The following is a 26,962-nucleotide window of genomic DNA, read 5'->3' as shown; positions in this document are numbered from 1 at the left end:
CGCCGGCCCGCCGCCCGCTCACCGGGCGCCCAGCAGAGCGCAGGCGAAGTCCTCCTGGACGGTCCGCAGCAGCGCCAGCAGCCGCGCCTTGACCGCCTTGTCGACCTGCGTGTTCACCGCGAAGACCAGGGAGCGCCTGCCGTCCGGGGTGCTCGCGGCGAGCAGGGTGTAGCCGGGGGTGTTGCCGGTGTGCCCGTACAGCTCGCCGCACCGCGTCGTGTACCGGAAGATCGCCGCGCCGGCGGCGTTGGTGCCGGGGCCCGCCGGCTCCGAGGAGCCGCCCGGGATGAAGTCCAGCTGCTCCCTGCGGGTTTCGGCGGAGACGAGGGAGGGGCCGCCGTAGGCCCGGATGAACGCGCCGAGTTCCGCCGGCGTCGTCACGACCCCGCCGGACGCCCAGCTGCCGGAGGCGCTGACGAGTTCGCTGACGTCCTCGGGTTCGGCCGGCGGGCTGACGTCGTACCCGTGGATGTACGGCTCGGGCAGCCGGTACCCCTGCGGGAGGCTGGTCCGGTGCAGGCCGACGGGCCGGTACACCAGCTCGGCCAGGAGCTCCTCGTAGCGGCGGCCCGTCACGGCCTCCGCCATCAGGGCGACCGCGATGTTGTCGGAGTTCGAGTACTCGTACAGGGACCCGGGGGAGAAGCGCAGCGGCTCGTCGGCGACGAAGTCCAGCAGCCGCCGCGAGTCGAACCGGTGGCGCGGGTCGGCGACGACGATCTCCCGGAACTCCGGGTCGGCGCTGTAGTCCGGCAGGCCGCTGGTGTGCCGCAGCAGCTGCAGCAGCGTCACCGCGTGCCAGGCGGCGGGCAGGTGGGGCAGCCGCTCGCCGATCGTGTCGTCGAGGGCGAGCCGGCCCCGGTCGACGAGGCGCAGCGCGACGGCCCCGCTGTAGGCCTTGGAGACGCTGGCGATGCGCAGGTGGTCGTCGGGCCGCGGGGGCCGGCCCGTCGCCAGGTCGCCGGTGCCCGACGTGTACACCTGCGTGCGGCCGTCGCGGGTCAGCAGGGCGATCGCCCCGGGAGGGCCGTCGTCCTGGGCGACGAGCCGGTCCAGCTGCTGCTGGAGGCGGCCGTCCCGCGGCTGCTGCGGCGGTTCGGGGCTGCGGGCGGCCTGCGCGGGCGGCAGCAGGCCGCCGAGTGCGGCGGCGGCCAGGGCGGCGACGGTCAGTCCGGTGCGGAGTCGGTGTCGGCGGGTGCGGATCGGCACGTGCGGTGCTCCAAGGGGCGTACGGAGGCGGCGCGCCCGGGGTGCGGCGCGTGCGCCCGGCCCCGGTACTCCCGCCTGCCTGGTGCTGTGGCCGGAAAGGCCCACTCTGTCCGGCCCCAGCAGTAGCAGCCCGGGCCCGCGGCACCGCGGCGGCGCGCGCCCCGCCCCGCCCGGTTGGCGGACACCCGGCACCCCGCGGACGGGGCGGGCCGGGGCCGCGTACGGGCAGCACCGGCGCTCGGGGGCGGCGCCGGGGCGGCGGCGTTCCCGTCGCCGCGCCGGAGGGGCCGCCGTAGACTGCCGGCAACGCCCGGGACGGCGACAGCCGTCGATTCCTGCGACGGAAAGCGGACGACCATGGCGGCAGCAGTGCAAGCGGAACCGCTCGTCTCGCCGGTCGGCTCGCACAACGAGTGGGACCCGCTGGAAGAGATCATCGTCGGGCGCCTCGACGGCGTGCGGATCCCCTCCCGGCACCCCGTCGTGTCCTGCAACATCCCGCCCTGGGCGGCCCGGCTGCAAGGGCTCGCCGCCGGGTTCCGCTACCCGCGCGTCCTGGTCGAGCGCGCGCAGCAGGAACTGGACGGGTTCGTCACCCTGCTGGAGTCCCTCGGCATCACCGTCAGGCGCCCCGAAGCGGCCGACTACGGGCGCCGGTTCGGCACCCCCGACTGGTCCTCGCGCGGCTTCTGCAACTCCTGCCCGCGCGACAGCATGCTCGTCATCGGCGACGAGATCATCGAAACGCCGATGGCCTGGCCCTGCCGCTACTTCGAGACGCACTCCTACCGCCCGCTGCTGAAGGAGTACTTCCGGGCCGGGGCCCGCTGGACGGCCGCCCCCAAACCGGAACTCGCGGACGCCCTGTACGACCCGGGGTTCCGGGTGCCGAAGCCCGGCGAGCCGATGCGGTACATCCTCACCGAGTACGAGCCGGTGTTCGACGCCGCGGACTTCGTACGGGCCGGGCGGGACCTGTTCGTCACCCGCAGCAACGTCACCAACCGCAGCGGCATCGAGTGGCTGCGCCGCCACCTCGGGCCCGCGTACCGCATCCACGAGATCGAGAGCCGCTGCCGAACGCCGATGCACATCGACACCACCTTCATGCCGCTGGCCCCCGGGAAGGTGCTGGTCAACCCCGAGTACGTGGACGTCGACCGGCTGCCGCCCGTCCTCGACTCCTGGGAGGTGCTCGTCGCCCCCGAACCGGAGCCGATCCGCGACCGCGTCCTGCGGACCGCCTCGCTGTGCGGCAAGTGGCTGAGCATGAACGTGCTGATGGTCGACGAGAAGCGGGTGATCGCGGAGCGGCACCACGTGGGCATGCTCCGCGCCCTCGAACAGTGGGGGTTCGAGCCGATCCCCTGCGACCTGCTGTACTACGCGCCGTTCGGCGGCTCGTTCCACTGCGCGACGCTCGACGTGCGTCGCCGAGGCGGCCTGGAGTCGTACTGCCCCTGACGCCCGGCGGCGCCGTCAGCCGTCCAGGTCGAGGGCGCCCTTGGCGCGGGCGACGGAGGGCTCGGCGGCCGGCCCGCCCGGGTTCTCCCTCGCCGGGGACCGGTCGAGCAGGTCGGCACGGGCCCCGATGTCCGCCGCTCGACTGGCAGTAATTGCCCGTCGGGTGTCACTTCTGCCACTGTTCCGCGGCGGCAGCTGGATGGAGGCTGGAAACCGACCAGCCGCCGGGGCCCCGCCCCGGCGCCCGTTCCCGACCGCAAGGCGCACCGTGACCACCCTTCCCTCATCCCGGCCCCGCCACTCCGACGCTCCCGCCACCGCCGACGCCTCCTCTGCGGCCGCTGCGGTCCTGCGCGGCCTCGCCCTCGACGAGGACCTGAAGTGGCGCATCCCGGCGGACCCGGTCCTCGGCCCCCTGGCCCGCCGCGTGGCCCGCCGCTTCGTCGCCGGGGAGACCCTCGGCGACGCCTGCGAACGCGCCGCCGCCGTCCTGGCGGCCGGCCACCGCGCGAACGTCGAGTACATGGGCGAGAGCTGCCGCGACCCCCGGCGCGCGACCGCCGAGACCGAGGTGTTCACCGAGGCCGCCGCCCGGCTCCCGCCCGGCTGCTCGATCTCCCTCGACCTCTCGCACATCGGCCTCGCCGTCGACCCTGAGCTGGCCTACGCCAACGCCTCGCGCATCGCACGGGCCACCGCCGACACCGGCCGCGAGATGGTCGTCTCCGCCGAGGGCTCCGACCGCACCGACGCCGTGCTGCACCTCCACGAGCGGCTGTCCGCCGAGTACGACCACGTCGGCATCACCCTCCAGGCCCGCCTGCACCGCACCCGCGAGGACCTGCCCCGCGTCCTTGCCCGCCCGGGCCGCATCCGCCTCGTCAAGGGCGCCTTCGCCGAGCCGGAGGCCGTCGCGCTGCCCCGCGAGTCGCCCGAACTGACCTCCCGCTACCTGGAGTTCGCCGACGCCATCGCCGCCTCCGGGCACCTGTGCTCCTTCGCCACCCATGACTGGAGCCTCCTGCACCGCCTCGACGAGCGGCTCGGCGGATCGGGCCGCGCCGACGCCCCCTGGGAGTTCGAGACCCTCCTCGGCCTCGGCCCCGACCGGCTCGCCGCGATGGCCCGGCTCGGGCACCCCACCCGCGAGTACGTCGTCTTCGGCACCGAGTGGTGGCTCTACGTCTGCAACCGCCTCGCCGAGGACCCGCAGCGCCTCCTCCAGGCCGTCGTCGACGCAGCTTCCTGACGGCCGCCGCCCGCCCCGGGGCGCCTCGGCCATGTCGGTGGATCGTGCCGCCCGCCGGGCGCGGGGGACCGCCCCCGGCGGGCCTGCCGGTGTTCACTCGGAGCCGTCAGGCCCCGTACCGCGCGGGGCACCGCACCCTCCGGGAGGCCGGCATGCAGTTCGTCCAGATCATCGACTTCGAGACCGAGCGCATCGAGGACGTGCGCAAGCTGCTGCACGACTACGACGAGCGCGCACGGGCGGAGGGCCGCCAGACCGGCCCGGTCAGCCGCCTGCTGCTGAAGGACCGCGCCAACCCCAACCGCCACCTGGCCGTCGTCGGCTTCGACTCCTACGAGACCGCCATGGCCAACAGCCGCGCCCCCGAGACCGACGCGTTCGCCTCCCACATGGCACAGCTGCTGACCAGGCCGCCCGTCTACGTCGACTGCGACGTCGAGGAGCAGGACGGCGGCCGCAGCTGACCGCGCCCGGCCCACGGCCCCGAGGTTGAATACCGGACGTCCGGCACGGAGAGCGGCCCCGCCCCGGCCGGGCGACCATGGAGGGGTGGAGACGACGGAGCCGACGCGGAGCCGGCGCGGCCGGGACACGGGGCGATGAGTGACCCCGCGGGCATGGAAGGGCTGGTCAGCAGTGCCGCGCAGGCCGCCGGCGGCTGGCTCGGGGCCCTCCCCATCGCCCAGGTCGCCACCAGCGCCGACGGCACCATCGTCCGCTGGAACCGGGCCGCCGGCGACCTCCTCGGCTACGGCCCCCAGCAGGTCATGGGCCGGCACATCGCCGACCTCCTCCACCCGGGCGTCGACCGCACCCTCGGCCGCTCCCTGTGGGAGGCCGCCACCAACCGGCGCGGCGTCATGGGCACCGTCACCGCCTGGCACGCCGACGGGCACCCCCTGGAGCTGGAGATCTGGGCCTGCCCCGTGCCCGACCAGTACCACGGCCCGTCCGCCCTGCTCGTCTTCGCCGCCGACGCGCACGCCGCCCGCCGTATCCGCGGCTCCTCCGCCGTGTGGGACGGCCTCTTCACCCGCTCTCCCGTCGGTATCGGCGTCCTCGACACCGAGCTGCGGTTCCTCCAGGTCAACCCCGCCCTGGAGCAGATGAACGGCCTGTCGCAGGCCGCCCACATCGGGCGGCGGCTCACCGAGCTGCTCCCGGAGGTCAACGCCCAGCAGATGGAGGAGGCGATGCGGCAGGTCCTGGAGACGGGGCTGCCCGTCCTGGACCTGCGCCGCACCGGCCGCACCCCCGCCCGCCCCGACCGCGACCGCGTGTGGTCGTGCTCGTACGTGCGGGTCGAGGACCCCGGCGGCCGCCCGATCGGCGTCGTCGCCACCCTCCTCGACATCACCGAGAAGCAGCACGCCCAGGTCGAGGCCGAGGCCGGTCGGCGCCGCCTGGCCCTGCTCAGCGAGGCGTCCATGCGGATCGGGTCCAGCCTGGAGGTGGAGCGGACCGCCCAGGAACTGGCCGACCTCGCCGTGGGCCGCCTCGCCGACGCCGTCACCGTCGACGTCCTCGACTCCCTCGCCCGCGGCGACGACACGGCCAGCGGCCTTGCCGGCGGCACCGCCCTGCGCCGCCTCGGCAAGGCTCCCCTGACCGGCTCCCCGGTCATCGACGTCCTCGCCCCGCTGGGCCGCACCCTCACCTTCCCCTACACCGCCCCCTACACGCACGCCCTCGCCGCCCGCCGGCCGTTCGTCGTGCCCCGCCTGGACGAGGAGGTCATCGCCCCCGCGGGCCGGCACACCACCCGCCCCGCCCGCCTGCTCGCCCTGGGCGTGCACTCCATGATGATGGTGCCGCTCGTCGCCCGGGAGACGGTCCTCGGCGTCGCCGGCTTCTACCGCACCGGTCCCCTCGGCCCGTTCGCGGCGGACGACGTCACCCTCGCCTCCGAACTGGCCGCCCGGGCAGCCGTCGGCATCGACAACGCCCGCCTCTACCACCGCGAGCACGACACGGCCCTCACCCTCCAGCGCAGCATGCTGCCCCAGCACATCTCCCCGCCGCCCGGCGTCGAGGTCGCGCACCGCTACCTCCCCGCGAGCGACGTCAACGAGGTCGGCGGCGACTGGTACGACGTCCTGCGGCTGCCCGGCGGCCGGGCCGCCTTCCCTCCCGCCCGACCCGCCGCTCGGCGTGGGACACCCCCGCTACACCACCACCCACCTGACCCTGGAGCCCGGCAGCATCCTCGTCCTCTACACCGACGGACTCATCGAGGCCCGCGGCAGCGACATCGACGAGCGGCTCGCCGAACTCACCGGCACGCTCTCCGAGGAACCGCACCCCACCCTGGCCGGCCTCGCCGACGGACTGCTGGCCCGGCTCGTGCCCGCCTCCGCCGACGACGACATCGCCCTGCTGATCGCCCGCATCGAACCGCCCTGACCGGCGGCCGGGCGTGCGCCGCCGCGGACGGCTCACCGTCGGCCATTCCCCGGAGCGCCTAGTTCCTCCCCTGGTGCGGCTCCGCCATGATGAGCGCCCGTCGGGTTCAGAGGGAAAGGACCGCCCATGGCGAGGCCGCGGATGGGACACGGCGTGCTGCGCCGCAAGCCGATCGAGCACATCGACGAGACCGAGGGCACCCCGAGCGAACAGCTCACACGCACGCTCGGGCTGGGGCAGCTCACCGCCATCGGCGTCGGCGGCATCATCGGCGCCGGCATCTTCACCCTGGCCGGCACCGTCGCCAACGGCACCGCGGGGCCGGCCGTCCTCATCTCCTTCCTCATCGCCGGCGTGGCCAGCGCCGCCGCCGCGTTCTCCTACGCCGAGTTCGCCGGCCTGATCCCGAAGGCCGGGTCCGCGTACACCTACGGGTACGCCGTCCTCGGCGAGATCGCCGGCTGGTTCATCGGCTGGGACCTGCTGCTGGAGTACACGGCCATCGTCGCGGTCGTCGCCATCGGCATCTCCGGCTACTTCAACTTCCTCCTGGAGGAGACGGGCGCCGGCATGCCCGTCTGGATGCTGGGCGCGCCCGGCACCGGCGAAGGCCACCGCGTCGACCTCATCGCCGTCGTCCTGTGCCTCTTCACCGCCTACCTGCTCACCCTCGGCATCAAGAACGCCGCCCGCTTCGAGACGGTCGTCGTCGTCCTGAAGGTGCTGGTGGTGCTGCTCGTCATCGTCGTCGGCTTCTTCCACATCGACACCGCCAACTACACGCCGTTCTTCCCCTACGGCGTCGGCGGCGCCATCACCGGTGCCGCCACCGTCTTCTTCGCCGTCTTCGGATACGACGCCATGAGCACCGCCGCCGAGGAGTCCAAGGACGCGCAGCGCCACATGCCCAAGGCGATCCTCTACTCGCTCGCCATCTCCATGGTGCTGTACGTACTGGCCTGCCTCGTCCTGACGGGCATGCAGAACTACACGGAGATCGACCCGGAGAGCGGCTTCTCCACCGCGTTCCAGTCCGTGGGCCTCGACGGGGTGGCCAACATCATCGCCGTCGGCGCCATCATCGGCATCCTCACGGTGATGTTCACGTTCATGCTCGGCGTGACGCGCGTGTGGTTCTCCATGAGCCGCGACGGGCTCCTGCCGCGCTGGTTCGCCAAGACGCACCCGACCCGGCACGTGCCGACGCGCGTCACCTGGATCGTCGGGGTGGGCTCCGCGGCCATCGCGGGGTTCGTCCCGATCGGCGAGGCCGCGGAACTCACCAACATCGGCATCCTGCTCGCCTTCGCCGTCGTGTGCACCTCCGTCATCGTGCTCCGCTACCGGCGCCCCGACCTGCCGCGGCAGTTCCGCACCCCCCTGATGCCGTTCACGCCGGCGATCGGCGTCATCGCCTCCCTCTGGCTCATCACGTACCTGCGGGTGGAGACCTGGCTCCGCTTCGCGGTGTGGTTCCTCGTCGGGTTGATCGTCTACCTCGGCTACTCCTACCGGCATTCGGAGCTGGCAAAGACGCCGCCCGAGGCGGGAGCGGGCGACCGGAACCCGCCCGCGTAGCCGCCGCGACACCCCGAACACGCCGTCGCCCAAAGGCGCTTGGGGGAGTCACCGCGCCGCGCGTGCGGAGACCGCCTGCGCGGCGCGGTGGCGCCGGGCCGGCTGCCGTCAGCCGCCGTGTTCCGCGGTCCGCGGGGCGGTGACCAGGCGGCGGGCCGCCGGGCCGGGCGGTGGCAGTGGGACGGGGGCCGCCCCGTCGTGGTCGTGCCCGTGCTCCCCGAGCGGGCGCGTGCCCTCGGCGGCACGGGCCATCCACTGCCACGGGCCCGCCCCCGCCGCCTCCCGCGGGGCAGCCGCCTCCGGCCCGGGCTCCCGGTCGGAGATCCACGTCGTCAGCGTGAAGCGGTGGTCCTCGAACCGGCCGCTCGGGCAGGTCGAGGGGACGACCTCGTGGAACGCGCAGGACGGGAAGAACACGATGGTGTCGTGCTCCGGCTCGACGGTCCGGTACGTCTCCGCCGGCCGCGCCCTGCCCTCGCCGTCGACGAGGGTGTCGTACAGGCGGAGCCGCCCGCCGCCGAAGCCGCGCGGCCTGCGGTGCAGGTAGTACACCGCCGACAGGGCGGTGCCGACGTCGCGGACCCGGGACGCGTCGGTGTGGATGCCGTAGTGCCCGCCCTCGCCGTGCGCCGTCAGGACCGTCACCGACCGGTCCAGCACCGCCCGCTGCCCCAGGACCTCCTGGACGAGCGGCAGGCAGTCCGCCAGGTGCGCGCTGAACACCTCGCTGGCGACGGGCAGGACCAGCGAGTCCCTGCCCTTGCGGGACACCTCCCCGGTGAGGGGGTCGCGCACCGTGCCGGCCCGGAAGTCCTCCTGCCGGGATATCGCGTACTCCAGCAGGGCGTCGGAGCGCTCGGCGCCGAGGAAGCCTTCGAACCGGCAGACGGGCGCCAGGACGACGAGCGAGGGGGACCACCGGTCGGAGGGAGGAAGAGCCTGGAAGCTGATTCTGGTCGGCTTGGCCGGTTCCATCGCGTATCCGCTCATGGCCCCGAACGGTACGGGCCCTTCCGGCTCCGCCCGCAGGGGCACGCAGGGGCGCACGGGAGTACGCGTTCCCGGCGGCCCCGCCGCCCGGCGCGCGCCGGGCGCTCGACACGCTCCCGTGCGACGCCCACCCGGATCCGCCCCCGCCGGAGAACCAAGGAACCAACTCCCTTGGGGACATGACGCGGACGGACCGAACCCGGTGGCCGACGGCGTGTCCGGCGGCTAGGGTCACCGGGCAGCACCGGCCCCCGTCGCCGTACCGACAAGGCAGTTCGTGACCCGTACCCCCGCAGACCGCACCGCCCCGGCAGGCCCCGCCTCCGGCCGGCCCTCCCGGCTCGTTCGCCCGGCCCGCCCCGGCGAGCTGCCCGCGCTCGTCGAGCACCCGGGCGACCCCGAGCGCAACACCGCGACACGGGCCTATCTCGCCCGGCTCCTCGATACCGCGTGCACCCGCCCCGCGTGGTGCCTCGTCGCCGAAGGCGGCGACGGGCGCCCCGCGGGCAGCGCCGTCCTGTGGACCCTCCCCGGGCAGGAGATCCCGCTGGCCGTCGTGCTGTTCGAAGCGCCCGCGGACGAGCCGGAGACCGCGGCGGCGCTCCTCGACGCCGCCGCTGCCACCGCCTCCGCCCTGGGCGCGACCGCGCTGGAGCACGTCGTGGACGCACCCGCCCAGGCCCCCCAGTTCCAGCGCGACCCGGAGCGCAGGGCCGGCCTGCTGCGGCAGGCCGGCTTCCGGCAGATCCGCGACGGCCGCCGGTTCAGCCTGGACACCGGCCCGGACACCGGGGACCTCCTGCCCCCGGACGACCCCGCGCTCGTCTTCCGCTCCCTCGCCGAACTCGGACCCGAGCCGTTCGCCGCCACGCTCGAAGCCCTCATCGCGGACACGGCGGACGCCCGCCTCGCCGCCGACGTCCGCGACCACGGCGCGCGCCGCGCCGCCGAGCTGCTCTTCGAGGAGACGGCCCGGCTGAAGCACGATCCCGCCTGGTGGGAGATCGGCTACGACGCCGCCGACGGCACCCCGGCCGTGGTCAGCCTGCCCGCCGAGAACCCGCTCGTCGCCGTGATCGGCTTCGTCGGCGTCGCGCCCGCCCACCGCGGCAAGGGATACGCCACAGCGGCCGTCGTGCGCGGCACCCGCATTCTCGCCGCGCACGGCGCCACCGAGATCCGCGGGGACTGCGACGCGGCCAACTCCGCCATGGCGAAGGCGTTCCTGCGCGCCGGGTACCGGGCCGTCGCGGGCCGGCGGGAGTTCAGCCGCGCGCTGTGACCCGCTCCGGCGGCGAGAGGGGCCGGACGCACCCGCGCACCACGGCGAATTCACCTGCCGGTTGTCCGCCCGCCCCCCGCACCGTCCGTCCGGCCGCGAGAGTGTCTCCCGTCCTGCTGATGCAACCCCCGCACAGGAGAAGGAACATGACGACACGTCTTGCGGGCCGGGCCTTCGCGCTCGTCCTGGGGCCGGTCCTGGCCGCCGCGCTGTCGCTGCCGGCCGAGGCCCACGGCGTCCGGGAGATCCACCCGAAGGCCGAGACCGCGGCCCTGTTCGACGACGGGCCGGGCGGCGACGCCGACGCGGACGACCCGGCGATCTGGCGCAACGCCGCCGACCCCGGCCGCAGCCTCGTCATCGCCACCGCGAAGAAGGGCGGGCTGCGCGTCTACGACCTGGAGGCCCGGCAGCTCCAGTCGATTCCCGCCCCGGCCGGGCCGGGCGCCGGCGACGCGCCCGGCCGCTTCAACAACGTCGACCTGGTGCACGGGCTGCGCCTCGCCGGCGGGCGCGCCGACGTCGCCGTGGTCACCGACCGCGGCAACGACCGGCTGAGGATCCACCGGATCGACCGCGACCGGCCGGGCGGCCCCCTCACGGACATCACCGACCCCGCGGCACGGCCCGTGTTCTCCGGTGGGCAGGAGGAGATCAACGAGCAGGCCACCGCGTACGGCCTGGCGACCTGGACCGACCGGAGCACCGGGCGGTCCTACGCGCTTGTCAGCCGCCGCAACCGCACGAGCATCGCCCTGCTGGAGCTTGTGCCGACCCCCGCCGGCACCGTCGGCTACCGGCAGGTCCGCACCATCGACCTGCCGTCGTCCTTCCGGCTGCCGAACGGCACGTCCTGGACGCCCTGCGCCGAGCCCGGCGAGCTGCCGCAGGTGGAGGGCATGGTCGTCGACCCCGCGAACGGCACGCTCTACGCCGGGCAGGAGGACGTCGGCATCTGGCGGATCAAGGCCGATCTCACCGGCTCCGCCCACCTCGTGGACAAGGTCCGCGAGTACGGGGTCCCCGGCACCTACGACGAGGAGACCGAGGAGTGCACGCCGGGCGCCGACCCCGGCTACGGCGGCAGGCGCCTGACGGCCGACGTCGAGGGGCTGACGCTGGTCGCCGAGCCCGACGGCGACGGCTACCTCCTGGCCTCCAGCCAAGGCGACAACCGGTTCGTCGCCTACGACCGGGAACTCGGGGACGACAACGAGTACGAGGGCTCCTTCCGCATCACCGCGGCCTCGGCGGCCCTCGACGGCTCGGAGGCCTGCGACGGGGCCGCCGCCCTGAACGCACCGCTCGGCGCCCGGTACCCCAACGGGCTGCTGGTCGTGCAGGACGGCCGCGAGACCCCCGGCGACGGCGCCCGCGAGGCCACCGGCTTCAAGTTCGTCGACCTGGGCGAGGTCCGCAAGGCCCTCGACTGACCGGACGCCGGCGGCGGGGCGGTCAGGCCGTGCCGAGGGCCGCCGCGCCGAAGGACACGTCGAAGCGGTCGCACCAGATGCTGACGCTGGTGTACCCCGCGGGGTCGGTCCCGGCCGGCAGGGGATAGTTCTGGTCGCCCTTGTTGGCCTTGAGCCGGCCGAGGCTGAGGTGCCGGCCGTCGTCGAAGACGTGCCAGCCGTCCCGGCCCTCCTTGACCGGTGCGTCGGTCAGCCACACGTACAGGGCCGGCCCGTCGCTCGTCTCCAGGCCCTCCAGGCGCAGCGTGTACGAGCCGTCGGCCAGCCGGAGGAGCTTCACCGACCCCGTGGTGGTGTGCTCGTGGCTGACGAACCGGCCGGCCGCCACGGTCTGGGGGCCGGCCGGGGCGGCCGGCGCGGTCCCACCGCCGGCCGTGGGGGAGGGGGCGGCCGTGGCGCTCGGCAGCGCCTCGCGCAGGGTGCGGTCCGTCCACAGCCTCCAGGGCTGGAACCAGTACGCGCCGAACGCGGCGGCGGCGACGCCGGCGACCGCGAGGCCGATCAGCATCCTCCGCCTTCCGCTCCCGAGAGCCGGCATGGAACGTCCTCTCCGTTTCCGCCGCAGTGCGCTCCGGAAGGCTGTCTGCCCCCCGGGGAACGCTCACGTACATCCTCACTGTCAGGCGGCCTTCTGGCCGAGCTGCCAGAAGAGCCGGTTGCGCAGGCATCCCTCCAGGTAGGGGACGCCGTCGGTGTAACCCGAACCGCCCGCGCTGCCCAGCAGGCGCGCCGCGATGCTCCGGTGGGTCGCCTTCCAGCGCTGGTGGCGGTCCTCCAGCCGGCCGATCGCGCCGTGCAGCAGGCCCCACTCCCGAAAGTCGACGCGGCTCGTGCGGCGCAGGTCGACATAGGCGCGGGTCAGGGTGTCCAGGCCGGGGTCCTCCGCCTCGGCCCGCACCGCGGGGACGTCCGCGAAAGCGGCCGACGCCAGCCGGGCGGCGGGCGGCGTCCCGCAGAGGACCTCGAACCGCTTGTACTGCTCGGACTGGATGGCGCTGGCACCCTGGGTGAACCGCCGGAAGGACGAGAAGTGCCCCGGGCGCATCGTGGCGACGAGCCGGAAGAGCGCGGAGGCCCGGCCGACCAGGTCGGCCGCCCTGTCCACCTGCTCCGCGGCCGCGGCAGGGCGGCCGTCCCGCAGCGCCGCGACGGCCGACCGCACCTCGGCGGCGATCGCCGTGAAGAGCATCTCGTGCGCCTGGAGCGCGCGGATGAAGAAGTACTCGTCGTGCAGGACGTACACGGGCTGCACGGTCACGTCGAACCAGCAGCCGGCGCCCGTCGCGGGCGGACGCGGCAGCGCGTCGGCGATGTCGCTCCACCGCGTCCCGGACGGGCAGGCGCCGCCGGGCCCGGCGCCGTCGGCGAGATCCGGGGCGGCGAACCGCAGTGCGTGCCTCAGCCGCTTGCGCAGGACGGCCGGATCGGGCGGATCCCGGTCCGAGCGGTCCCCGCCGTCGACCGCCGCCGTGATCTCGAAGCGGGCGGCGTCGGCGATCAGGAGCGTGGCCAGCCGGTCCGGGCCGGGCGCGCCGCCCCTCCCGTCCAGGACCAGCTCCAGCACGGGAAGCGCGAGGTAGGTGCGGTTCCCGTACACCCCGTCGTGCTTGTCGAGGACGCAGTCCAGGAAGGCGCGGACGAAGGGGCTGCCGGACACCGACGGGCAGGACCGGAAGGCGCTGAGCCGCTCCAGCAGGGGCTGCGGCAGGAAGTGCTTCCCGGTCCGGCGCACCTCCTCCGTCACCCGCTGCGCCAGGTGGATTCCGTCGCCGGTGAACCGGTGGGTGCGGCAGTGCGTCGTCATGGCCCTCGTCTCCTCGCTGGGTCGGGACCCCCGCCGCTCGGCGGGGGGTGGGGAGACTTCGATTAGGCGGCACCGGACGCCGCCCGGTCAGGACTCGGATTCCCGTGGCTTGACAACGGGGCCGGCTGCCCACCCCGGGGGCGGTCAGTCGAGGCAGAACTCGTTGCCCTCGATGTCCTGCATGACGAGGCACGACTCGTTCTCCCCGTCGGCCGGCATGAGGCGGATGCGGACCGCGCCGAGGGCGACCAGCCGCGCGCATTCGGCTTCGAGCACGGCGAGCCGCTCGTCCCCGACAAGCCCGGTGCCGACCCGCACGTCGAGATGCAGCCGGTTCTTGGCGGCCTTGCCCTCGGGGACGCGCTGGAACAGCAGCCGCGCGCCCACGCCCGAGGGATCACTGCACGAGAACCAGGCGACGGGCTCCCCGTCCGGCCGCGACCGCGCGAATTCGTCCCATGTGGCAAACCCTTCGGGCGGCGCCTGCGGGACATAGCCCAGCACCTCGCACCAGAAACGAGCGAGCCGCTCCGGATCCGCACAGTCGAAGGTCACCTGAAACTTCTTGATCGCAGACATCGGGCCACCCTAGCGGCATGCCGGACAGGCCTGCGACCGGTTTCCGGACCGCCCCGCGGCCCGCCGGAGCCGCCCGAACGGGAAATGCGCGGGCCCCGCCGATCGGAAGGATCGGCGGGGCGGGTTCCGAGCTCCCTCGGATTCGGAAACGGAACCGTTCCCGAATCGTGTGGGGGAGGGGCTTCAGCGGGAGGCGCCGAAGTCCTGGGTCCAGTAGTGGTTCGGCTGGGCCAGGCCGACGCCGATTTCCTTGAACGCGCAGTTGAGGATGTTCTGCCGGTGGCCGGGGCTGTTCATCCAGCCCTGCATGACCTGCTCGGCGGTGCTGTAGCCGTAGGCGACGTTCTCGCCGTACGTGCGCCACTCGTATCCGGCGCGCGTGATGCGCAGGCCCGGGTCGGACCCGTCGGACCCGGTGTGGGACATGGTGGCGTGGCTCGCCATGTCCTCGCTGTGGGCCTGGGCCGCCTTGGTCAGCTGCTCGTTCAGGGTGAGGGCCGGGCAGCCGGCGGCCGCGCGCTCCTTGTTGACGAGCGCGAGGATCTGCGCGGCGGCGCCTGAGTCGGGCGCGGCGGTGGGCTGGGCGGGCTCGGGAGCTGCCGGGGCCTGCGGTTCCGGCTGGGCGGTCGGCGGCGGCGCAGGGCGCTCGCGGACGGGCGCGGGCTTCTGCGCGACGGGGGCGGCGGGAGCGGGCGCGTCCTGCACGGCGGGGGCCGCCGGGGCCTCGGGCGCCGCGGGGGCGGCCTCTGCGGCGGTGTGCTGCCAGGCGCGGTACTCGTACCGCTCGGCGGCCCGGGGGCGGGGCGCGTCCTGCGTGTCGAAGCAGGCCATCGCCGCGGTCGGCACGCCCAGGATTCCCGCGGCGCCGAGGGCGACGGCTATTTTCCTGTAGGGCTTTTTCTTCTTCCGGTGCTTCTGCATGTGACCTCATTCGGTGATCGCGAAGCTTCCGGCGGCGGTGACGGAACCCGGCGCCGGAGGAGTGGCCATTCTCAGAAGCCCGGCAAGGCGCTGGCAAGTTCCACCGACTCATTTCCGAGAGAGATCCGGAACGCGGCTTGAATTACGTCGCCGATCATGTATGGCGGCAGGTTCCGTCATTCCGCCCCCGTCTGATGACCTGCCAGGACATGCGCTGAGCAGTGGAGTCCCGGTGACGAGTCGAACCGCCGCGAATTCCTTTTCCGCAGGAGAGGGGAATGTCGCTTCCAAAAGGGACAAGTATGGATATGTCGATCGCCCGGCCCGGCGGGGAAGCCGCCGCGGCCCGCCGGAACGCCGTGACGTATGTCACGGAACCATTCGGGGGCCGCGGGGTTTCAGAGGGTTTCGCTGAGCGAGTCCGCCAGGCGCCGCCGCGCCGTGCGGGTCGCGGGCAGCACGGCCGCGGCCGCCGCGCCGAGCACCGCCGCGCAGACGACCGCCGCCAGGACCGGCACCTGCGGCAGGCGGGCGATGCCGGCGCCGATGCCGCTCGACGCGGCCTGCAGGTCCACGAGCAGGACCCCGCCGAGGGCGCCCGCCGCCGTCCCCACCAGGGCGGCCGCCAGCGCGGTCAGCCCGGCGGCCGTGACGATCGTCGCGCTGATCTGCCGGGGCGTCAGCCCGATCGCCTTCAGCGCCAGCAGGTCCCGGCCGCGGTCCCGGACGCCCGTGCTGACCAGCGTCAGCACCTCCGTCAGGCCGATCAGCGCCAGCACCCCGACCAGGGCGGCGATCACCGCGCGGGCGGGCGCCAGCCCTTCGACAGGGCTCGGGGCCTGCCGGACCTCCAGCGCTCCCGCCGCCGCCCGGCCGACGGCGTCCCGGACCTCCCGCGGGTCGGCGCCGTCGCGCAGTACCAGGGCGTGGTGGTCGGGGCGCAGCCGCGGATCCCGCTCGCGCAGCGCGTCCATGGTCGTGGTGATGACCCGGCCGCCGGACTCCGGCTCGATGGTCCGGCCGACGACGTGGAGGATCTGCGGGCGCCCCGCGACGGTCATCCGCACCCAGTCCCCGACCCGCACCCCCAGCAGGTCCAGCAGCCCCTGCCCGGCCACGGCCTCGTCGGGCCCGCCGGCGGCCCTGCCCTCCACCACCGCGGATGGGTAGGGCTCGCGGGCCGTGCCCAGCCCGCGGAGCGTGATCGTGCCGGTCTGCCCCGGTACGAGCGCCGCCATCTCGGCGCCCGGATGGACCGACGCGACCCCGGGGACGGCTGCGAGGATCCGCTCCGCCTCGGAGTCGGACGGCCCTGCGGGCTGCTGGGCCCGTACGGTCAGCGCGGCCGCCAGGCCGACCTGCGCGGGCCGGCTGCGGAACTGGTCCAGCGTCGACCACGCGACCAGGGCGACGGTGACCAGGGCCAGCGGCAGCGCGAGCCGGGCCACCGCGGCGAGCGTCCTGCCGCGCCGCGGGAACGCCGCCCGCCAGCCCAGCACCAGTGCGGGCGGCACGCGCATGCCGAGCGCCCGCCTGCCGAGCGCCGTCATCGGCGCCGCGGACGGCAGCGCGGCCCGCGCCACCGGCACCGGCGGGACGCGCCCGGCCCGCCACGCCGACAGCCCGGTGGCGGCGGCGATCAGCAGCACCGCACCGCACGGAACGCCGATCATCAGCGCGGTGTGGCCCGGCAGGTCCGGCCACACCTGCGCGGCCTCCCCGATCCGGCCGGGTATCCGGGCGCCCAGCAGGCCGATCGCGGCTGTGCCGAGGGCCACGCCGAGGACGGCGAAGGCCAGGTGCTGCACGAGGAACCCGCGGGTCACCTGCCCGGGCGTGAACCCGACGGCCTTCAGGACGGCGATGTCCCGCAGCTGGCCCCGCACCCGGGCGGCGATGGCCCCGGACGCGGCGAGGGCCGCCGCGAGCAGCGCGCCCACCCCGAACACGGCGAAGACCTGACCGAGGAGCCGGTCGTCCCCGCCGGCCTCGGCCCGCGCCTGCTGCCACTTGGCGACCTGCGCCACCCGGTCGGCGCCGAGCACGGTCACCGCGCGCTGCACGGTGAAGTCGGTGTCGGCGGGGTCCGCCAGGCGCAGCCCGACGCTCTGCCCGACCTGCCCTCCGGCGACCGCGTCGAGGGTGGCGGGGGACACCCAGCCGAGGCCGGGCGCGCCGCCGGGCCGGTAGCGGGTCTCGGCGGTCTCGGCGATCCCGGCCACCCGCAGCGCGTGCGGGGCGCCGTCCGGCCCGGTGACGCGTACGGTGTCGCCCGGCTCGGCCCACAGCGCCCGCGCGAGGTCCCGCTCCAGGACGACGGCGCCGGGCGCCGGGCCGCCGTCCCCGGGCAGCCAGCCGCCCGCGGTGACGAGCGGCCGACCGGTGTGCGGCGGCTCCTCCCCGGCCGCGCGCAGCGTCAGCGGGGCCCGCGTACCGCGCGACTCGGCGGTCGCGGCCGCCGTGCGGAACGGCCCCGACAGCGCGGCGACCCCGTCCAGCCCGGACAGCGCCTCCGCGTCGGCGGCGTCCGCGCCGGCCGGGGCGCCGGCCGCGGGGCGGGTGTGCAGCCAGACGTGGGCGCCCTGGGACTGGTTGAAGATCCGCTGCCAGGGGTTCGCGGCGTACCCGAACAGGGCCCCGGCCAGCAGCAGCGAGGCGATGATCCCGGCACTGGCGAGGACGACGAAGAGGGCTTCGCCGCGGTGTGCGCGGAAGTCGGCGTGCGCCCAGCGCAGCGTGGCCCGCACGGTCACTCCTTCAGGTCGAGGACGCGGGAGACGCCGCCGGGCTTCTCGCGGCGACCGCCGCCGAGCTGCGCGTCGTCGGCGATGCGCCCGTCGAAGAAGCTGATGACGCGGTCGGCGGCGCTCGCCATGCGGGCGTCGTGCGTCACCATCACGATCGTCTGGCCGCGCTGGTGGAAGCGGGAGAGCAGGCGCAGCACCTCGCGGGTGCCCTTGCTGTCGAGGCTGCCGGCCGGCTCGTCGGCCAGGAGCAGGGCGGGGTGGTTGACCAGCGCGCGGGCGAGCGCGACCCGCTGCTGCTCGCCGCCGGACAGCTCGCCCGGCATCGCCCGCTCGCGGCCCTCCAGGCCCAGCTCGGCGAGGAGCTCGGCCCGCGAGTCCCGGGCGGCCTTCGGGGAGGCGCCCGCGAGCAGGGCGGGCAGTTCGACGTTGTCGGCGACGGTCAGGTTGGAGACCAGGTTGAAGAACTGGAAGACCACGCCGATGCTGCGGCGCCGCAGGACCGCCCAGCGGGCCTCGCGGAAGGTGTCGACGCGCTGCCCGCCGATCCACAGCTTCCCGCCGTCGGGGCGCTGCAGGCCGCCGATGAGGTGCAGCAGCGTGGACTTCCCCGCCCCGGAGGGCCCGGTGACCGCGACGAACTCGCCGGGCCGCACGGTCAGGTCCACCCCGCGCACGGCGTGCACGGGCGCGCCCTCGCCGCGGTGCGTCTTGGTCAGCCCCTCGGCGCGCACGATGGGCTCGGGCGCGGGCGCGCCAGGGGCGCCGGCGGCGTCGTCGCTCATTCCAGCTCCTCCTGGCAGCGTTCCAGCCAGTCGAGGTCGGCCTGGAGGTGCAGCATGGCGCCCTCGATCAGCAGTTGGGAGATCTTGTTGTCGCGGTCCTCGGAAGCGGCCAGCTTCGACAGGTCCCGCATGGTGTTGAGGTACTGCCGCCGCTGCCGGTTGATCAGCGCGATCGGATCGGCCATCCCCGACTGCGGCGCGAGGGCGAGCTTCATGAAGAACTCGTCCCGTACCCGGGGCTCCTCGGCGGTGTCCTCGAACCAGGCGAGCACGGCCTCGCGCCCGGCGTCCGTCAGCCGGTAGGTGCGCTTGTTGGGCCGGCCCGACTGCTCGACGTCCTCGCCCTCGATCAGGCCGCTCTTCTCCAGCCGGCCGAGGGTGACGTAGATCTGGCCCACGTTCGGCTGAGGGTACGCGGCGCCCAGGAGCTTCTCAAGGTCCTGCTTGAGCTCGTAGCCGTGGGCGGGGCCGCGGGTCAGGAGTGCCAGGAGCGGCAGACGCACGCCCTCCCCCCTCCTTCCCGCACCGTAGCCGACCGTTGACCCCTGCGGCGGTCCGGTGGCACCGCCTCCCGCCCCGCCCTGCCTGGGCGTCTAGTATCGCCCATGCCTAACAGGTATATATAGGCCGTACTGGTCGGCGACGCAGCCGGATCGTGTACTGGGAGGAACCTGTGCGGTGGATGCGTGCCGCGGGCAGGGCTCTCCTGGTCGCGGCGGTGGTGCTCGCGGGGTACGCCGGCTTCGGCGCCCGCGGCGGCGCCGGCGCGGACGCGGCGGCCCGCGGGCCCCTGACGCTCGCGACGGCCGGCGACCTCACCGACTACCTGTCCCCGCTCCTCGACGAGTGGAACGAGCAGCACCCCGGCGAGCGCGTCACCCTGGTCGAGCTGCCCGACTCCGCGGACGAGACCCGCGCCCAGATGACCAGCGAACTCCGCTCGGGCAGCAGCCGCTTCGACGTGCTCAACATCGACGTCGCCTGGACCTCCGAGTTCGCCGCCGCCGGCTGGATCTCCCCGCTGCCGCGCGACCGCTTCCCGCTGGAGTCCTTCCTGCGCCCGGTCGTCGACACGGCCACCTTCGAGGGCCGGCTGTACGCGGTCCCGTACGTCACCAACGCCGGCCTGCTCTACTACCGCAAGGACGTCCTGGACCGGGAGGGCGAGAAGCCGCCGGGCACCTGGGCGGAGCTGGCCCGGCAGGCGGCCGAGGTCGCCCCGCGGCACGGGCTCGACGGCTACGCGGGCCAGTTCCTGCCCTACGAGGGGCTCACCGTCAACGTCACCGAGGCCGTGCACTCGGCCGGCGGGGCCGTCCTGCGCGACGACGGCGCGCGGGTGGCCGTCGACTCGCCCGCCGCGCGGGCCGGCCTGCGGTTCCTGGCCGACGGCGTCCGGGAGGGCTGGATCCCCCGCGACGCGCTCGGCTGGAAGGAGGAGGAGTCCCGGCGGGCCTTCCAGGACGGCCGGCTGCTCTTCCTGCGGAACTGGCCGTACGTGTACGCGGAGGCGAGCGGGCCGGACTCGAAGGTCGCGGGCCGCTTCGGCGTGGTGCCGCTGCCGGGGCCCGACGGGCCTGGAACCAGCGTGCTCGGCGGCTCCAACCTCGCGGTCAGCAGCCGCTCGCGGCACCCCGCGTCGGCGGCCGACCTGATCTCCTACCTCACCAGCGAACCGGTGCAGCGCAAGGTCCTCACCGAGGGCGCGCTGCCGCCGGTGCGGGCCGCCCTGTACGAGGACCCCGAGCTGGTGCGCGCGTACCCGTACCTGCCGACGCTCCGCGAGAGCGTGCTGTCGGCGGTGCCGCGGCCCAAGAGCCCGCGCTACGACCAGGTCAGCATCGTCGTGCAGGCCGTGGCGCAGGATCTGCTCGCGCTGCGGCAGACGCCCGAGGACGCCGTCGCGCGTCTCGCGCGCGAGCTCGAGGCGCTCACCCGCAAGGGCTGACCGCGGCGGCCGACGCGGCCGGCGAGCACTCCCCACCATCCGCACCTCCTCCAGGGCGCCTACTTACATGTTAGGTAGGCGCCCTTCGTGTGTCGCCTGGTGCATTACGCCCATGCCGGGGCAAATTACCCCACCCAGCAGTCAGTTTCGGGACACACCGTTGACACCTTCCGGTCGCCGCTACTTAACATGCATGCATAACAGCGCACCTGATCAGGGCGCTCTCGCATTCAGCAGAAACAGGTCGACGCGAGATGCTCAGCACCCTTCCGGCCGACTCCGGCCTCCCCTCCCGCCCAGCCGCCGCCCGCGATGCCTGGTGGCGCGACGCGGTGATCTACCAGGTCTACGTCCGCAGCTTCCTCGACAGCACCGGGGACGGCATCGGCGACCTGGCCGGCGTCCGGGCCGGGCTGCCCTACCTCAGGAAGCTCGGCGTCGACGGCATCTGGCTCAGCCCGTTCTACCCGTCGCCGCAGCACGACCACGGCTACGACGTCGCCGACTACTGCGGCGTCGACCCCGTCTACGGCAACCTCGCCGAGTTCGACCGGCTGATGGCGGACGCCCGCCGCCTCGGCCTGCGGGTCCTCCTCGACATCGTTCCGAACCACTGCTCCAGCGAGCACCCCTGGTTCCGCGAGGCGCTCGCCGCCGCCCCCGGCAGCGCGGCCCGCGCCCGCTTCCACTTCGCCCCCGGCCGCGGCCCGGACGGCGCCGAGCCGCCGAACAACTGGCGCGCCATGTTCGGCGGCCCCGCCTGGAGCCGCACCACCGGCCCGGACGGCACCCCCGGCGAGTGGTACCTGCACCTCTTCACCCCCGAGCAGCCCGACCTGAACTGGCGGAACCCGGCCGTCGGCGACGACTTCGAGCAGATCCTGCGGTTCTGGCTGGACCGCGGTGTCGACGGCTTCCGCATCGACGTCGCCGCCGGCCTGTTCAAGCACCCCGACCTGCCGGACTCCGACGACCCCGAGGCCGACGAGCGGGCCCGCGACGCCGTCAACCAGCTCGCCTGGAACCAGCCCGAGGTCCACGGCGTGTGGCGCCGCTGGCGCGCCGTGTGCGAGGACTACACCGCCCGCGACGGCCACGAGCGGCTCCTCGTCGGCGAGGTCTCCGTGCCGACCGCCCGCGAGCACGCCGCGTACGTCCGCGCCGACGAGCTCCACCAGGCGTTCTTCTTCGACCTGCTCAGCGCCCCCTGGGACGCGGAGGCCTTCCGCTCGACGATCTCCGAGGCGATGCGGGACATCGCCGGCACGGGCTCGACCGTCACCTGGGTCCTCAACAACCACGACCAGGTCCGCACGGTCACCCGCTACGCGGGCGAGCCCGGCGTCGAGGGCAGCGGGCTGGGAGCCGCCCGCGCCCGCGCCGCCGCCCTGCTGATGCTCGCCCTGCCCGGGGCCGCGTACGTCTACCAGGGCGAGGAGCTCGGCCTCCCCGAGGTCCTCGACCTGCCCGACGAGGTCCTCACCGACCCGATCTTCCGCCGCACCGGCAGCCGCAAGCACGTCCGGGACGGCTGCCGGGTGCCGCTGCCCTGGTCCGGGCACGCCTCCCCGTTCGGCTTCACCCAGGCCGCGGAGGGCGCCCGGCCGTGGCTGCCGCAGCCCGAGTGGTTCGCCGAGCACGCCACCGACCGCGCCCTCGCCGACACCCGCTCCTTCTGGCACCTCTACCGCGACGGCCTCCAGCTGCGCCGCAGCCTGCCCCAGCTCGGCGACGGCACCCTGCGCTGGCTGGACGCGCCGCCGCAGGTCCTCGCCGTCGTCCGCGGCGACGGCCTGGTCTGCGCCGTCAACTTCGGCACCGAGCCGGTGCCCGCCCCCGTCCCCGGGCTGCCGCTGCTCGCGAGCGGCCCCTGCCCCGACGGCGTCCTCCCCGCGGCGACCGCCGCCTGGTGGACGGGGGAGTTCCCGGCCCCCTGAACCGGCGCGGGGACGGCCTTCTCCCCGCCGGCCGTCCCCGCCGCCTCCCCTCCCTCCGCCCTCCGCCTCATCCACCGTCCTCAGCCCGGCCTCCTCGAAAAGGACCCCCTCATGCGACGACCCGCCAAGACCGCCCGGCGTACGGCGCTCACCGCCGCGACCGCCCTCGTCCTCGCCCTCACCGCCACCGCCTGCGGCGGCGGCACCACCGGCCCCGCGAGCGGTGGCGAGCTCAGCGGCCAGACCGTCACCGTCGCCGGCGTCTGGACCGGCAGCGAGCAGAAGAACTTCAAGAAGGTCCTGGACGCCTTCACCGCCAAGACCGGCGCCAAGACCGTCTTCGTCCCCTCCGGCGACAACGTCTCCACCTTCGTCGGCAGCAAGATCGAAGGCGGCAACGCGCCGGACGTCGTGATGGTCCCGCAGGTGGGGGTCCTGAAGCAGTTCGCCAAGGAAGGCTGGCTCCAGCCCCTCTCCGAGGAGGCCTCGAAGACCGCCGGCGACACCCTCGCCCCCGTCTGGCGCAACTACGGCACCGTCGACGGCACCTACTACGGCCTGTACTTCAAGGCCGCGCACAAGTCCACCGTCTGGTACGCCCCCGACGCCTTCGCCCAGGCCGGCGTCACCGAGCCCAAGAGCTACGCCGACCTGCTGAAGACCGGCCGCACCCTCGCCGACTCCGGCCGCCCGGCCTTCGCGATAGCGGGCGAGGACGGCTGGACCCTCACCGACTGGTTCGAGAACATCTACCTCTCCCAGGCCGGGCCCGAGAAGTACGACCAGCTCGCCCAGCACACGATCAAGTGGACGGACGACAGCGTCGTACGGGCCCTGACCACGCTCGGCGAGCTGTTCAAGGACAAGCAGCTCGTCGCCGGAGGCGCCCAGACGGCCCTCCAGACCGACTTCCCCACCTCCGTCGAGCACGTCTTCGGCCCCCAGCCCAAGGCCGGCATGGTCTACGAGGGCGACTTCGTCGGCGGCGTCGCCAAGGACCAGTTCGGCAAGACGCCCGGCAAGGACGCCAAGTTCTTCCCGTTCCCCGCCGTCGACGGCGGCAAGGCCCCCGTCGTCAGCGGCGGCGACGCCGCCGTCGTCCTCAAGCAGGGCAAGAACCCCGAGGCCGGCATGGAGCTGCTCGAGTTCCTGGCCGGCCCCGAGGCGGCCGCGATCTGGGCCGGCGCCGGCGGCTTCCTCTCCCCGAACGGCAAGGTCGACCCCGCCGCCTACGCCGACGACACCACCCGCAGCACCGCCCGCTCCCTCGTCGAGGCCGGCGACTCCGTCCGCTTCGACATGTCCGACCAGGCGCCGGCCGCCTTCGGCGGCACCAAGGGCGCCGGCGAGTGGAAGATCCTCCAGGACTTCCTGCGCGACCCGTCGGACCCGCAGGGCACGGCCGCCAAGCTGGAGGCCGAAGCCGCCAAGGCGTACGGGAACTGAGGCCCCCCATGGCTCCCACCGCCACCGCCCCCGCCCGTGCCGCGGCCGACCCGCGGCGCCGGGCCCTGGCGAGGAAGCGCCGCCTCGCGGTCGCCTTCGTCCTGCCGGCCCTGCTGCTGCTCGGCGCGCTCGTCGTCTACCCCGTCTTCTTCTCCTTCGGCCGCAGCCTCTTCGACGCCAGCGGCGACCGGTTCGTCGGGGTCGGGAACTACGCGGCGATCCTCCAGGACCCCGCCACCCTCAAGGCCGTCCGCAACAGCACCATCTGGGTCGTCGTCGCCCCCACTCTGCTCACCGGCCTCGGCCTGGTCCTCGCCGTCCTCACCGAGAAGGTGCGCTGGGCGACCGCCTTCAAACTGGTCCTCTTCCTCCCGATGGCCGTGTCCTTCCTCGCCGCCGGGATCATCTTCCGCCTCGCCTACGAGCAGAACCCCGACCGGGGCGTCCTCAACGCCGTCGCCGTCGGCATCCACGACACCTTCCAGGACACAGCCGCCTACCCCACGGCCCGCGCCCGCGAGGGCCACGGCCTGACGGGCGCACCCGGCGGCCCGTACAGCACCGAGGGGACGGTCCGCCCCGGCGGATCGGTCGGCCTCGGACTCGTCGGGGTCGGCCCGGACGCCCTGCCCGCGGCCGCGAAGCCCGCCGCCGCACCGGCGGACACCGAGGCCGGCGCGGACGCGATCACCGGCACCGTCTACCTGGACTTCGCGCCGGGCGGCGCCGGCACCCCCGGCACCGTCGACCCGGGGGAGAAGGGCCTGCCCGGGACGAAGGTCGAGGCCGTACGCGACGGCGAGGTCGCGGCGACCGCCACCGCCGCCGCCGACGGCACGTTCCGCCTGACCGGACTCGCCCCGGGGGACTACACCGTCCGGCTGCCCGCGGCCAACTTCGCGGCCCCCTACCAGGGCGTGGACTGGCTGGGCCCGGCCCTGATCACCCCGGCCGTCATCGGCGCCTACCTGTGGGTGTGGACCGGCTTCGCGATGGTCCTCATCGGCGCCGGACTCGCCGCCATCCCCCGCGACGCCCTGGAAGCCGCACGCATGGACGGCGCCAGCGAGGGCCAGATATTCCGCAAGATCACCGTGCCGCTGCTCGCGCCCGTCCTCACCGTCGTCTTCGTCACCCTCGTGATCAACGTGATGAAGGTCTTCGACCTCGTCTACATCATCGCGCCCGGCCCCGTACAGGAAGAGGCGAACGTCCTGGCCACCCGCATGTGGCTGGTCTCCTTCGGCGGCGGCAACGACCAGGGCCTCGGCAGCGCCCTCAGCATCGTCCTCCTGCTCCTGGTCGTCCCCGCAATGGTCTTCAACATCCGGCGGTTCCGAAGGAGTGGAACATGACCAGCCACGGCACCATCGAGCGCGGCCCCTCCCCCCGGGAGGCGGCGGACGCCCGCCCCGCCCCAGCCCCGGCCCCCGCCCGGCCGCCCCGCCGCCGGGCCCGCATCTCCGGCCTCCTCGGCAGCGGCCTCGTCCAGGGGCTGCTGGTCCTGGTCGCCCTCGTGTGGATCACCCCGCTCGCCGGCCTGTTCCTCTCCTCCATGCGCTCCGAGGAGGACAACGCCTCCGGCGGCTGGTGGACGGCGCTCGCCGACCCGGCCCAGCTGTCCTTGGACAACTACACCGCCCTGCTCGCCGACTCCGGCATCGCGACCGCCTTCGGGAACACCGTGCTGATCTCGGTGCCCGCCACGGCCCTGGTCGTCGGCATCGCGGCACTGGCCGGATACGCCTTCGCCTGGCTGGAGTTCCCCGGCAGGGACGCCGTCTTCCTCGTGGTCGTCGGCCTGCTCGTCGTCCCCGTACAGGTCGGGCTGCTGCCGGTGGCGAAGCTCATGGGCGCCGTCGGGCTGTTCGGCACCGTCGCCGGCGTGGTCCTCTTCCACGTCGCGTACGGACTGCCCTTCGCGATCTTCCTGCTGCGCAACTACTTCGCCGAGATCCCGCGCGAGATGCTGGAGGCCGCGAGGATGGACGGCGGCAGCGAGTGGCGGATCTTCTTCCGCCTCGTGCTGCCGCTGGGCCGCCCTGCCATCGCGAGCCTCGCCATCTTCCAGTTCCTCTGGGTCTGGAACGACATGCTCGTGGCGCTGCTCTTCGCGGACAGCGGATCCCAGCCGCTCACGGTCGCGCTCCAGTCCCAGATCCGCCAGTTCGGCAGCAACATCGGCGTCCTCGCCCCGGGGGCGTTCCTGTCCCTGGTCGTCCCGCTCGTCGTGTTCTTCGCCTTCCAGCGGCACTTCGTCCAGGGCGTGATGGCCGGCTCCGTGAAGTGACCCGCGCCGACGCGGGGGAGGCCGCCCCGGAGGCATACGGAAGGACCGCATCGCATGGCGATGCGGTCCTTCCGCGTACGGTGCGCCCCGTCCGGCCGGGGCGGGGGCTCGGGAGGTCAGCCGGCGCCGCCGCTGCCCCCGTTGCCGCCGCGGCCGCTGGTCTGGCAGCCGGCGCCGACGCAGACGCCGCCGTTGCCGCCCCGGCCGCCGTTCCCGCCGTCGCCGCCGGGCGGGGCCGCCCCGCCGTTGCCGCCGTTGCCGCCGTTCACGCTGCCGTGGCAGGAGCCGACGCAGACGCCGCCGTTGCCGCCGTTCGTCCCGTTGGCCCCCGTACCGCCGTCGGTGCCGTTGCCGCCGTTGGCGCTGCCGTTGCAGCGGCCGACGCAGACGCCGCCGTTGCCGCCGCCGGTCCCGTTGACGGTCCCGTTGCAGTTGCCCACGCACACGCCGTCACCGACCCGGACGGTTCCGTTGCCGACCTTGACGTTGCCGGTGCCCGTCTGCCCCTTGCCGATGATCTGGCCGAGGCCGCCGATCCCGCCCGGCCCGCGGCCGCCCGTGTCACCGGCGGCGGGGGCCGTCGTCGCCGCCTCCGGCGCCTGCACCGGGGCTGCCGAGGCGGCGGGCGACAGGGCGCCGGCACCGATCAGGGCGGTGGAGACGACGAGTCCGAGTCGGAACTTCCAAGAGCGCATGTGCATGGCATTTCTCCTGCCGGTCTGGTGCTGTCCGGGCGGTTGGTGGGTCGGGGGGTCGGGTGTCCGGTGGTCAGGGGCAGAAGGGGTTGGTGCCGGTCATCAGGGCGGGCCAGTTGCCTTCGAGGTAGTGCTTCTTCCAGGTGTCGAGCTGCCGGGTGGGGAG

Annotated in this window: 22 protein-coding genes and 1 pseudogene; 13 read left to right on the top strand and 10 right to left on the bottom strand. The window is 74.4% G+C overall.

Annotation, left to right across the window (positions count from 1 at the left end):
- Positions 1 to 18: 18 nt before the first annotated feature.
- On the bottom strand, positions 19 to 1,209 hold the full coding sequence (locus ACZ462_RS30350; protein ID WP_467808518.1) for a serine hydrolase domain-containing protein: 1,191 nt from the start codon (positions 1,207 to 1,209) through the stop codon (positions 19 to 21).
- A 357-nt stretch (positions 1,210 to 1,566) separates the two neighbouring features.
- Between ACZ462_RS30350 and ACZ462_RS30345 the strand changes: the two genes are divergently transcribed.
- The 6 genes and pseudogenes from ACZ462_RS30345 (at position 1,567) to ACZ462_RS30320 (ending at position 7,903) form a co-directional block, all read left to right on the top strand.
- Entirely contained in the window at positions 1,567 to 2,673 is a 1,107-nt protein-coding gene (locus ACZ462_RS30345) for an amidinotransferase (RefSeq protein ID WP_467808516.1), read from the top strand.
- Positions 2,674 to 2,941: 268 nt separating this feature from the next.
- Entirely contained in the window at positions 2,942 to 3,922 is a 981-nt protein-coding gene (locus ACZ462_RS30340; RefSeq protein ID WP_467808515.1) for a proline dehydrogenase family protein, read from the top strand.
- Positions 3,923 to 4,074: 152 nt separating this feature from the next.
- Positions 4,075 to 4,386 carry a hypothetical protein gene (locus tag ACZ462_RS30335; protein WP_467808514.1) on the top strand — a complete coding sequence of 104 codons (312 nt, stop codon included), beginning with the start codon at positions 4,075 to 4,077 and terminating at the stop codon, positions 4,384 to 4,386.
- 135 nt (positions 4,387 to 4,521) lie between these two features.
- Positions 4,522 to 5,805 (top strand): annotated as a pseudogene (locus ACZ462_RS30330) (PAS domain-containing protein); the annotation flags it as partial.
- A 268-nt stretch (positions 5,806 to 6,073) separates the two neighbouring features.
- Complete coding sequence (locus tag ACZ462_RS30325; protein WP_467808554.1) at positions 6,074 to 6,325, top strand: SpoIIE family protein phosphatase; 252 nt, start codon at positions 6,074 to 6,076, stop codon at positions 6,323 to 6,325.
- Between the two features lie 126 nt (positions 6,326 to 6,451).
- A complete protein-coding gene (locus ACZ462_RS30320; protein WP_467808513.1) occupies positions 6,452 to 7,903 on the top strand; it encodes an amino acid permease in 1,452 nt (483 codons plus the stop codon).
- 108 nt (positions 7,904 to 8,011) lie between these two features.
- Here ACZ462_RS30320 and ACZ462_RS30315 read toward each other — a convergent pair whose 3' ends face one another.
- Positions 8,012 to 8,893: a 2OG-Fe(II) oxygenase gene (locus ACZ462_RS30315; protein WP_467808511.1), complete on the bottom strand. Its 882-nt coding sequence runs from the start codon at positions 8,891 to 8,893 to the stop codon at positions 8,012 to 8,014.
- Between the two features lie 277 nt (positions 8,894 to 9,170).
- Between ACZ462_RS30315 and ACZ462_RS30310 the strand changes: the two genes are divergently transcribed.
- Complete coding sequence (locus ACZ462_RS30310) at positions 9,171 to 10,175, top strand: GNAT family N-acetyltransferase (RefSeq protein WP_467808510.1); 1,005 nt, start codon at positions 9,171 to 9,173, stop codon at positions 10,173 to 10,175.
- Between the two features lie 146 nt (positions 10,176 to 10,321).
- Entirely contained in the window at positions 10,322 to 11,608 is a 1,287-nt protein-coding gene (locus ACZ462_RS30305; protein ID WP_467808508.1) for a phytase, read from the top strand.
- Between the two features lie 22 nt (positions 11,609 to 11,630).
- On the opposite strand, the gene ACZ462_RS30300 is transcribed toward ACZ462_RS30305, so the two are convergent.
- From ACZ462_RS30300 to ACZ462_RS30270, 7 genes are all read right to left on the bottom strand, one after another.
- Positions 11,631 to 12,155 carry a DM13 domain-containing protein gene (locus ACZ462_RS30300; RefSeq protein ID WP_467808507.1) on the bottom strand — a complete coding sequence of 175 codons (525 nt, stop codon included), beginning with the start codon at positions 12,153 to 12,155 and terminating at the stop codon, positions 11,631 to 11,633.
- A 111-nt stretch (positions 12,156 to 12,266) separates the two neighbouring features.
- Entirely contained in the window at positions 12,267 to 13,451 is a 1,185-nt protein-coding gene (locus ACZ462_RS30295; protein ID WP_467808506.1) for a tryptophan 2,3-dioxygenase family protein, read from the bottom strand.
- A 144-nt stretch (positions 13,452 to 13,595) separates the two neighbouring features.
- Positions 13,596 to 14,030 carry a VOC family protein gene (locus ACZ462_RS30290; protein ID WP_467808505.1) on the bottom strand — a complete coding sequence of 145 codons (435 nt, stop codon included), beginning with the start codon at positions 14,028 to 14,030 and terminating at the stop codon, positions 13,596 to 13,598.
- A 183-nt stretch (positions 14,031 to 14,213) separates the two neighbouring features.
- Complete coding sequence (locus ACZ462_RS30285) at positions 14,214 to 14,951, bottom strand: CAP domain-containing protein (protein WP_467808504.1); 738 nt, start codon at positions 14,949 to 14,951, stop codon at positions 14,214 to 14,216.
- Positions 14,952 to 15,349: 398 nt separating this feature from the next.
- Positions 15,350 to 17,698, bottom strand: a complete 2,349-nt coding sequence (locus ACZ462_RS30280; RefSeq protein WP_467808502.1) for an ABC transporter permease — start codon at positions 17,696 to 17,698, stop codon at positions 15,350 to 15,352.
- A gap of 2 nt (positions 17,699 to 17,700) precedes the next feature.
- The gene (locus ACZ462_RS30275; RefSeq protein WP_467808501.1) at positions 17,701 to 18,480 is read right to left on the bottom strand and encodes an ABC transporter ATP-binding protein; all 780 of its coding nucleotides are present in this window, start codon (positions 18,478 to 18,480) and stop codon (positions 17,701 to 17,703) included.
- Complete coding sequence (locus ACZ462_RS30270; protein ID WP_467808499.1) at positions 18,477 to 18,983, bottom strand: PadR family transcriptional regulator; 507 nt, start codon at positions 18,981 to 18,983, stop codon at positions 18,477 to 18,479. Before ACZ462_RS30270 ends, ACZ462_RS30275 begins: the two co-directional genes overlap by 4 nt.
- A 170-nt stretch (positions 18,984 to 19,153) precedes the next feature.
- Between ACZ462_RS30270 and ACZ462_RS30265 the strand changes: the two genes are divergently transcribed.
- The 5 genes from ACZ462_RS30265 to ACZ462_RS30245 all read left to right on the top strand — a co-directional run bounded on the left by ACZ462_RS30265 (position 19,154) and on the right by ACZ462_RS30245 (position 26,101).
- A complete protein-coding gene (locus tag ACZ462_RS30265) occupies positions 19,154 to 20,428 on the top strand; it encodes an ABC transporter substrate-binding protein (protein ID WP_467808498.1) in 1,275 nt (424 codons plus the stop codon).
- 254 nt (positions 20,429 to 20,682) lie between these two features.
- The gene (locus ACZ462_RS30260; protein ID WP_467808497.1) at positions 20,683 to 22,365 is read left to right on the top strand and encodes a glycoside hydrolase family 13 protein; all 1,683 of its coding nucleotides are present in this window, start codon (positions 20,683 to 20,685) and stop codon (positions 22,363 to 22,365) included.
- A 111-nt stretch (positions 22,366 to 22,476) separates the two neighbouring features.
- Positions 22,477 to 23,811, top strand: coding sequence for an ABC transporter substrate-binding protein (locus tag ACZ462_RS30255; protein ID WP_467808496.1), 1,335 nt, complete (start codon positions 22,477 to 22,479; stop codon positions 23,809 to 23,811).
- 8 nt (positions 23,812 to 23,819) lie between these two features.
- Complete coding sequence (locus ACZ462_RS30250) at positions 23,820 to 25,166, top strand: ABC transporter permease (protein ID WP_467808495.1); 1,347 nt, start codon at positions 23,820 to 23,822, stop codon at positions 25,164 to 25,166.
- On the top strand, positions 25,163 to 26,101 hold the full coding sequence (locus ACZ462_RS30245; RefSeq protein ID WP_467808494.1) for a carbohydrate ABC transporter permease: 939 nt from the start codon (positions 25,163 to 25,165) through the stop codon (positions 26,099 to 26,101). Before ACZ462_RS30250 ends, ACZ462_RS30245 begins: the two co-directional genes overlap by 4 nt.
- Positions 26,102 to 26,217: 116 nt before the next feature.
- Here the strand turns inward: ACZ462_RS30245 and ACZ462_RS30240 are convergent, their stop codons facing one another.
- A complete protein-coding gene (locus tag ACZ462_RS30240; protein ID WP_467808493.1) occupies positions 26,218 to 26,802 on the bottom strand; it encodes a hypothetical protein in 585 nt (194 codons plus the stop codon).
- Positions 26,803 to 26,962: the final 160 nt, after the last annotated feature.

The sequence above is a fragment of the Streptomyces sp. NPDC031121 genome (genome assembly GCF_055570615.1).
This window is presented reverse-complemented; position numbering and strand designations above follow the sequence as displayed.

Bases quoted from the DNA above. Each gene is read 5' to 3' on its own strand.
- ACZ462_RS30300 (WP_467808507.1), bottom strand. From the start codon at position 12,155: ATGCTGATCGGCCTCGCGGTCGCCGGCGTCGCCGCCGCCGCGTTCGGC.
- ACZ462_RS30320 (WP_467808513.1), top strand. From the start codon at position 6,452: ATGGCGAGGCCGCGGATGGGACACGGCGTGCTGCGCCGCAAGCCGATC.
- ACZ462_RS30285 (WP_467808504.1), bottom strand. From the start codon at position 14,951: ATGCAGAAGCACCGGAAGAAGAAAAAGCCCTACAGGAAAATAGCCGTC.
- ACZ462_RS30275 (WP_467808501.1), bottom strand. From the start codon at position 18,480: ATGAGCGACGACGCCGCCGGCGCCCCTGGCGCGCCCGCGCCCGAGCCC.
- ACZ462_RS30315 (WP_467808511.1), bottom strand. From the start codon at position 8,893: ATGAGCGGATACGCGATGGAACCGGCCAAGCCGACCAGAATCAGCTTC.
- ACZ462_RS30345 (WP_467808516.1), top strand. From the start codon at position 1,567: ATGGCGGCAGCAGTGCAAGCGGAACCGCTCGTCTCGCCGGTCGGCTCG.
- ACZ462_RS30250 (WP_467808495.1), top strand. From the start codon at position 23,820: ATGGCTCCCACCGCCACCGCCCCCGCCCGTGCCGCGGCCGACCCGCGG.
- ACZ462_RS30260 (WP_467808497.1), top strand. From the start codon at position 20,683: ATGCTCAGCACCCTTCCGGCCGACTCCGGCCTCCCCTCCCGCCCAGCC.
- ACZ462_RS30305 (WP_467808508.1), top strand. From the start codon at position 10,322: ATGACGACACGTCTTGCGGGCCGGGCCTTCGCGCTCGTCCTGGGGCCG.
- ACZ462_RS30295 (WP_467808506.1), bottom strand. From the start codon at position 13,451: ATGACGACGCACTGCCGCACCCACCGGTTCACCGGCGACGGAATCCAC.
- ACZ462_RS30290 (WP_467808505.1), bottom strand. From the start codon at position 14,030: ATGTCTGCGATCAAGAAGTTTCAGGTGACCTTCGACTGTGCGGATCCG.
- ACZ462_RS30245 (WP_467808494.1), top strand. From the start codon at position 25,163: ATGACCAGCCACGGCACCATCGAGCGCGGCCCCTCCCCCCGGGAGGCG.
- ACZ462_RS30240 (WP_467808493.1), bottom strand. From the start codon at position 26,802: ATGCACATGCGCTCTTGGAAGTTCCGACTCGGACTCGTCGTCTCCACC.
- ACZ462_RS30255 (WP_467808496.1), top strand. From the start codon at position 22,477: ATGCGACGACCCGCCAAGACCGCCCGGCGTACGGCGCTCACCGCCGCG.
- ACZ462_RS30335 (WP_467808514.1), top strand. From the start codon at position 4,075: ATGCAGTTCGTCCAGATCATCGACTTCGAGACCGAGCGCATCGAGGAC.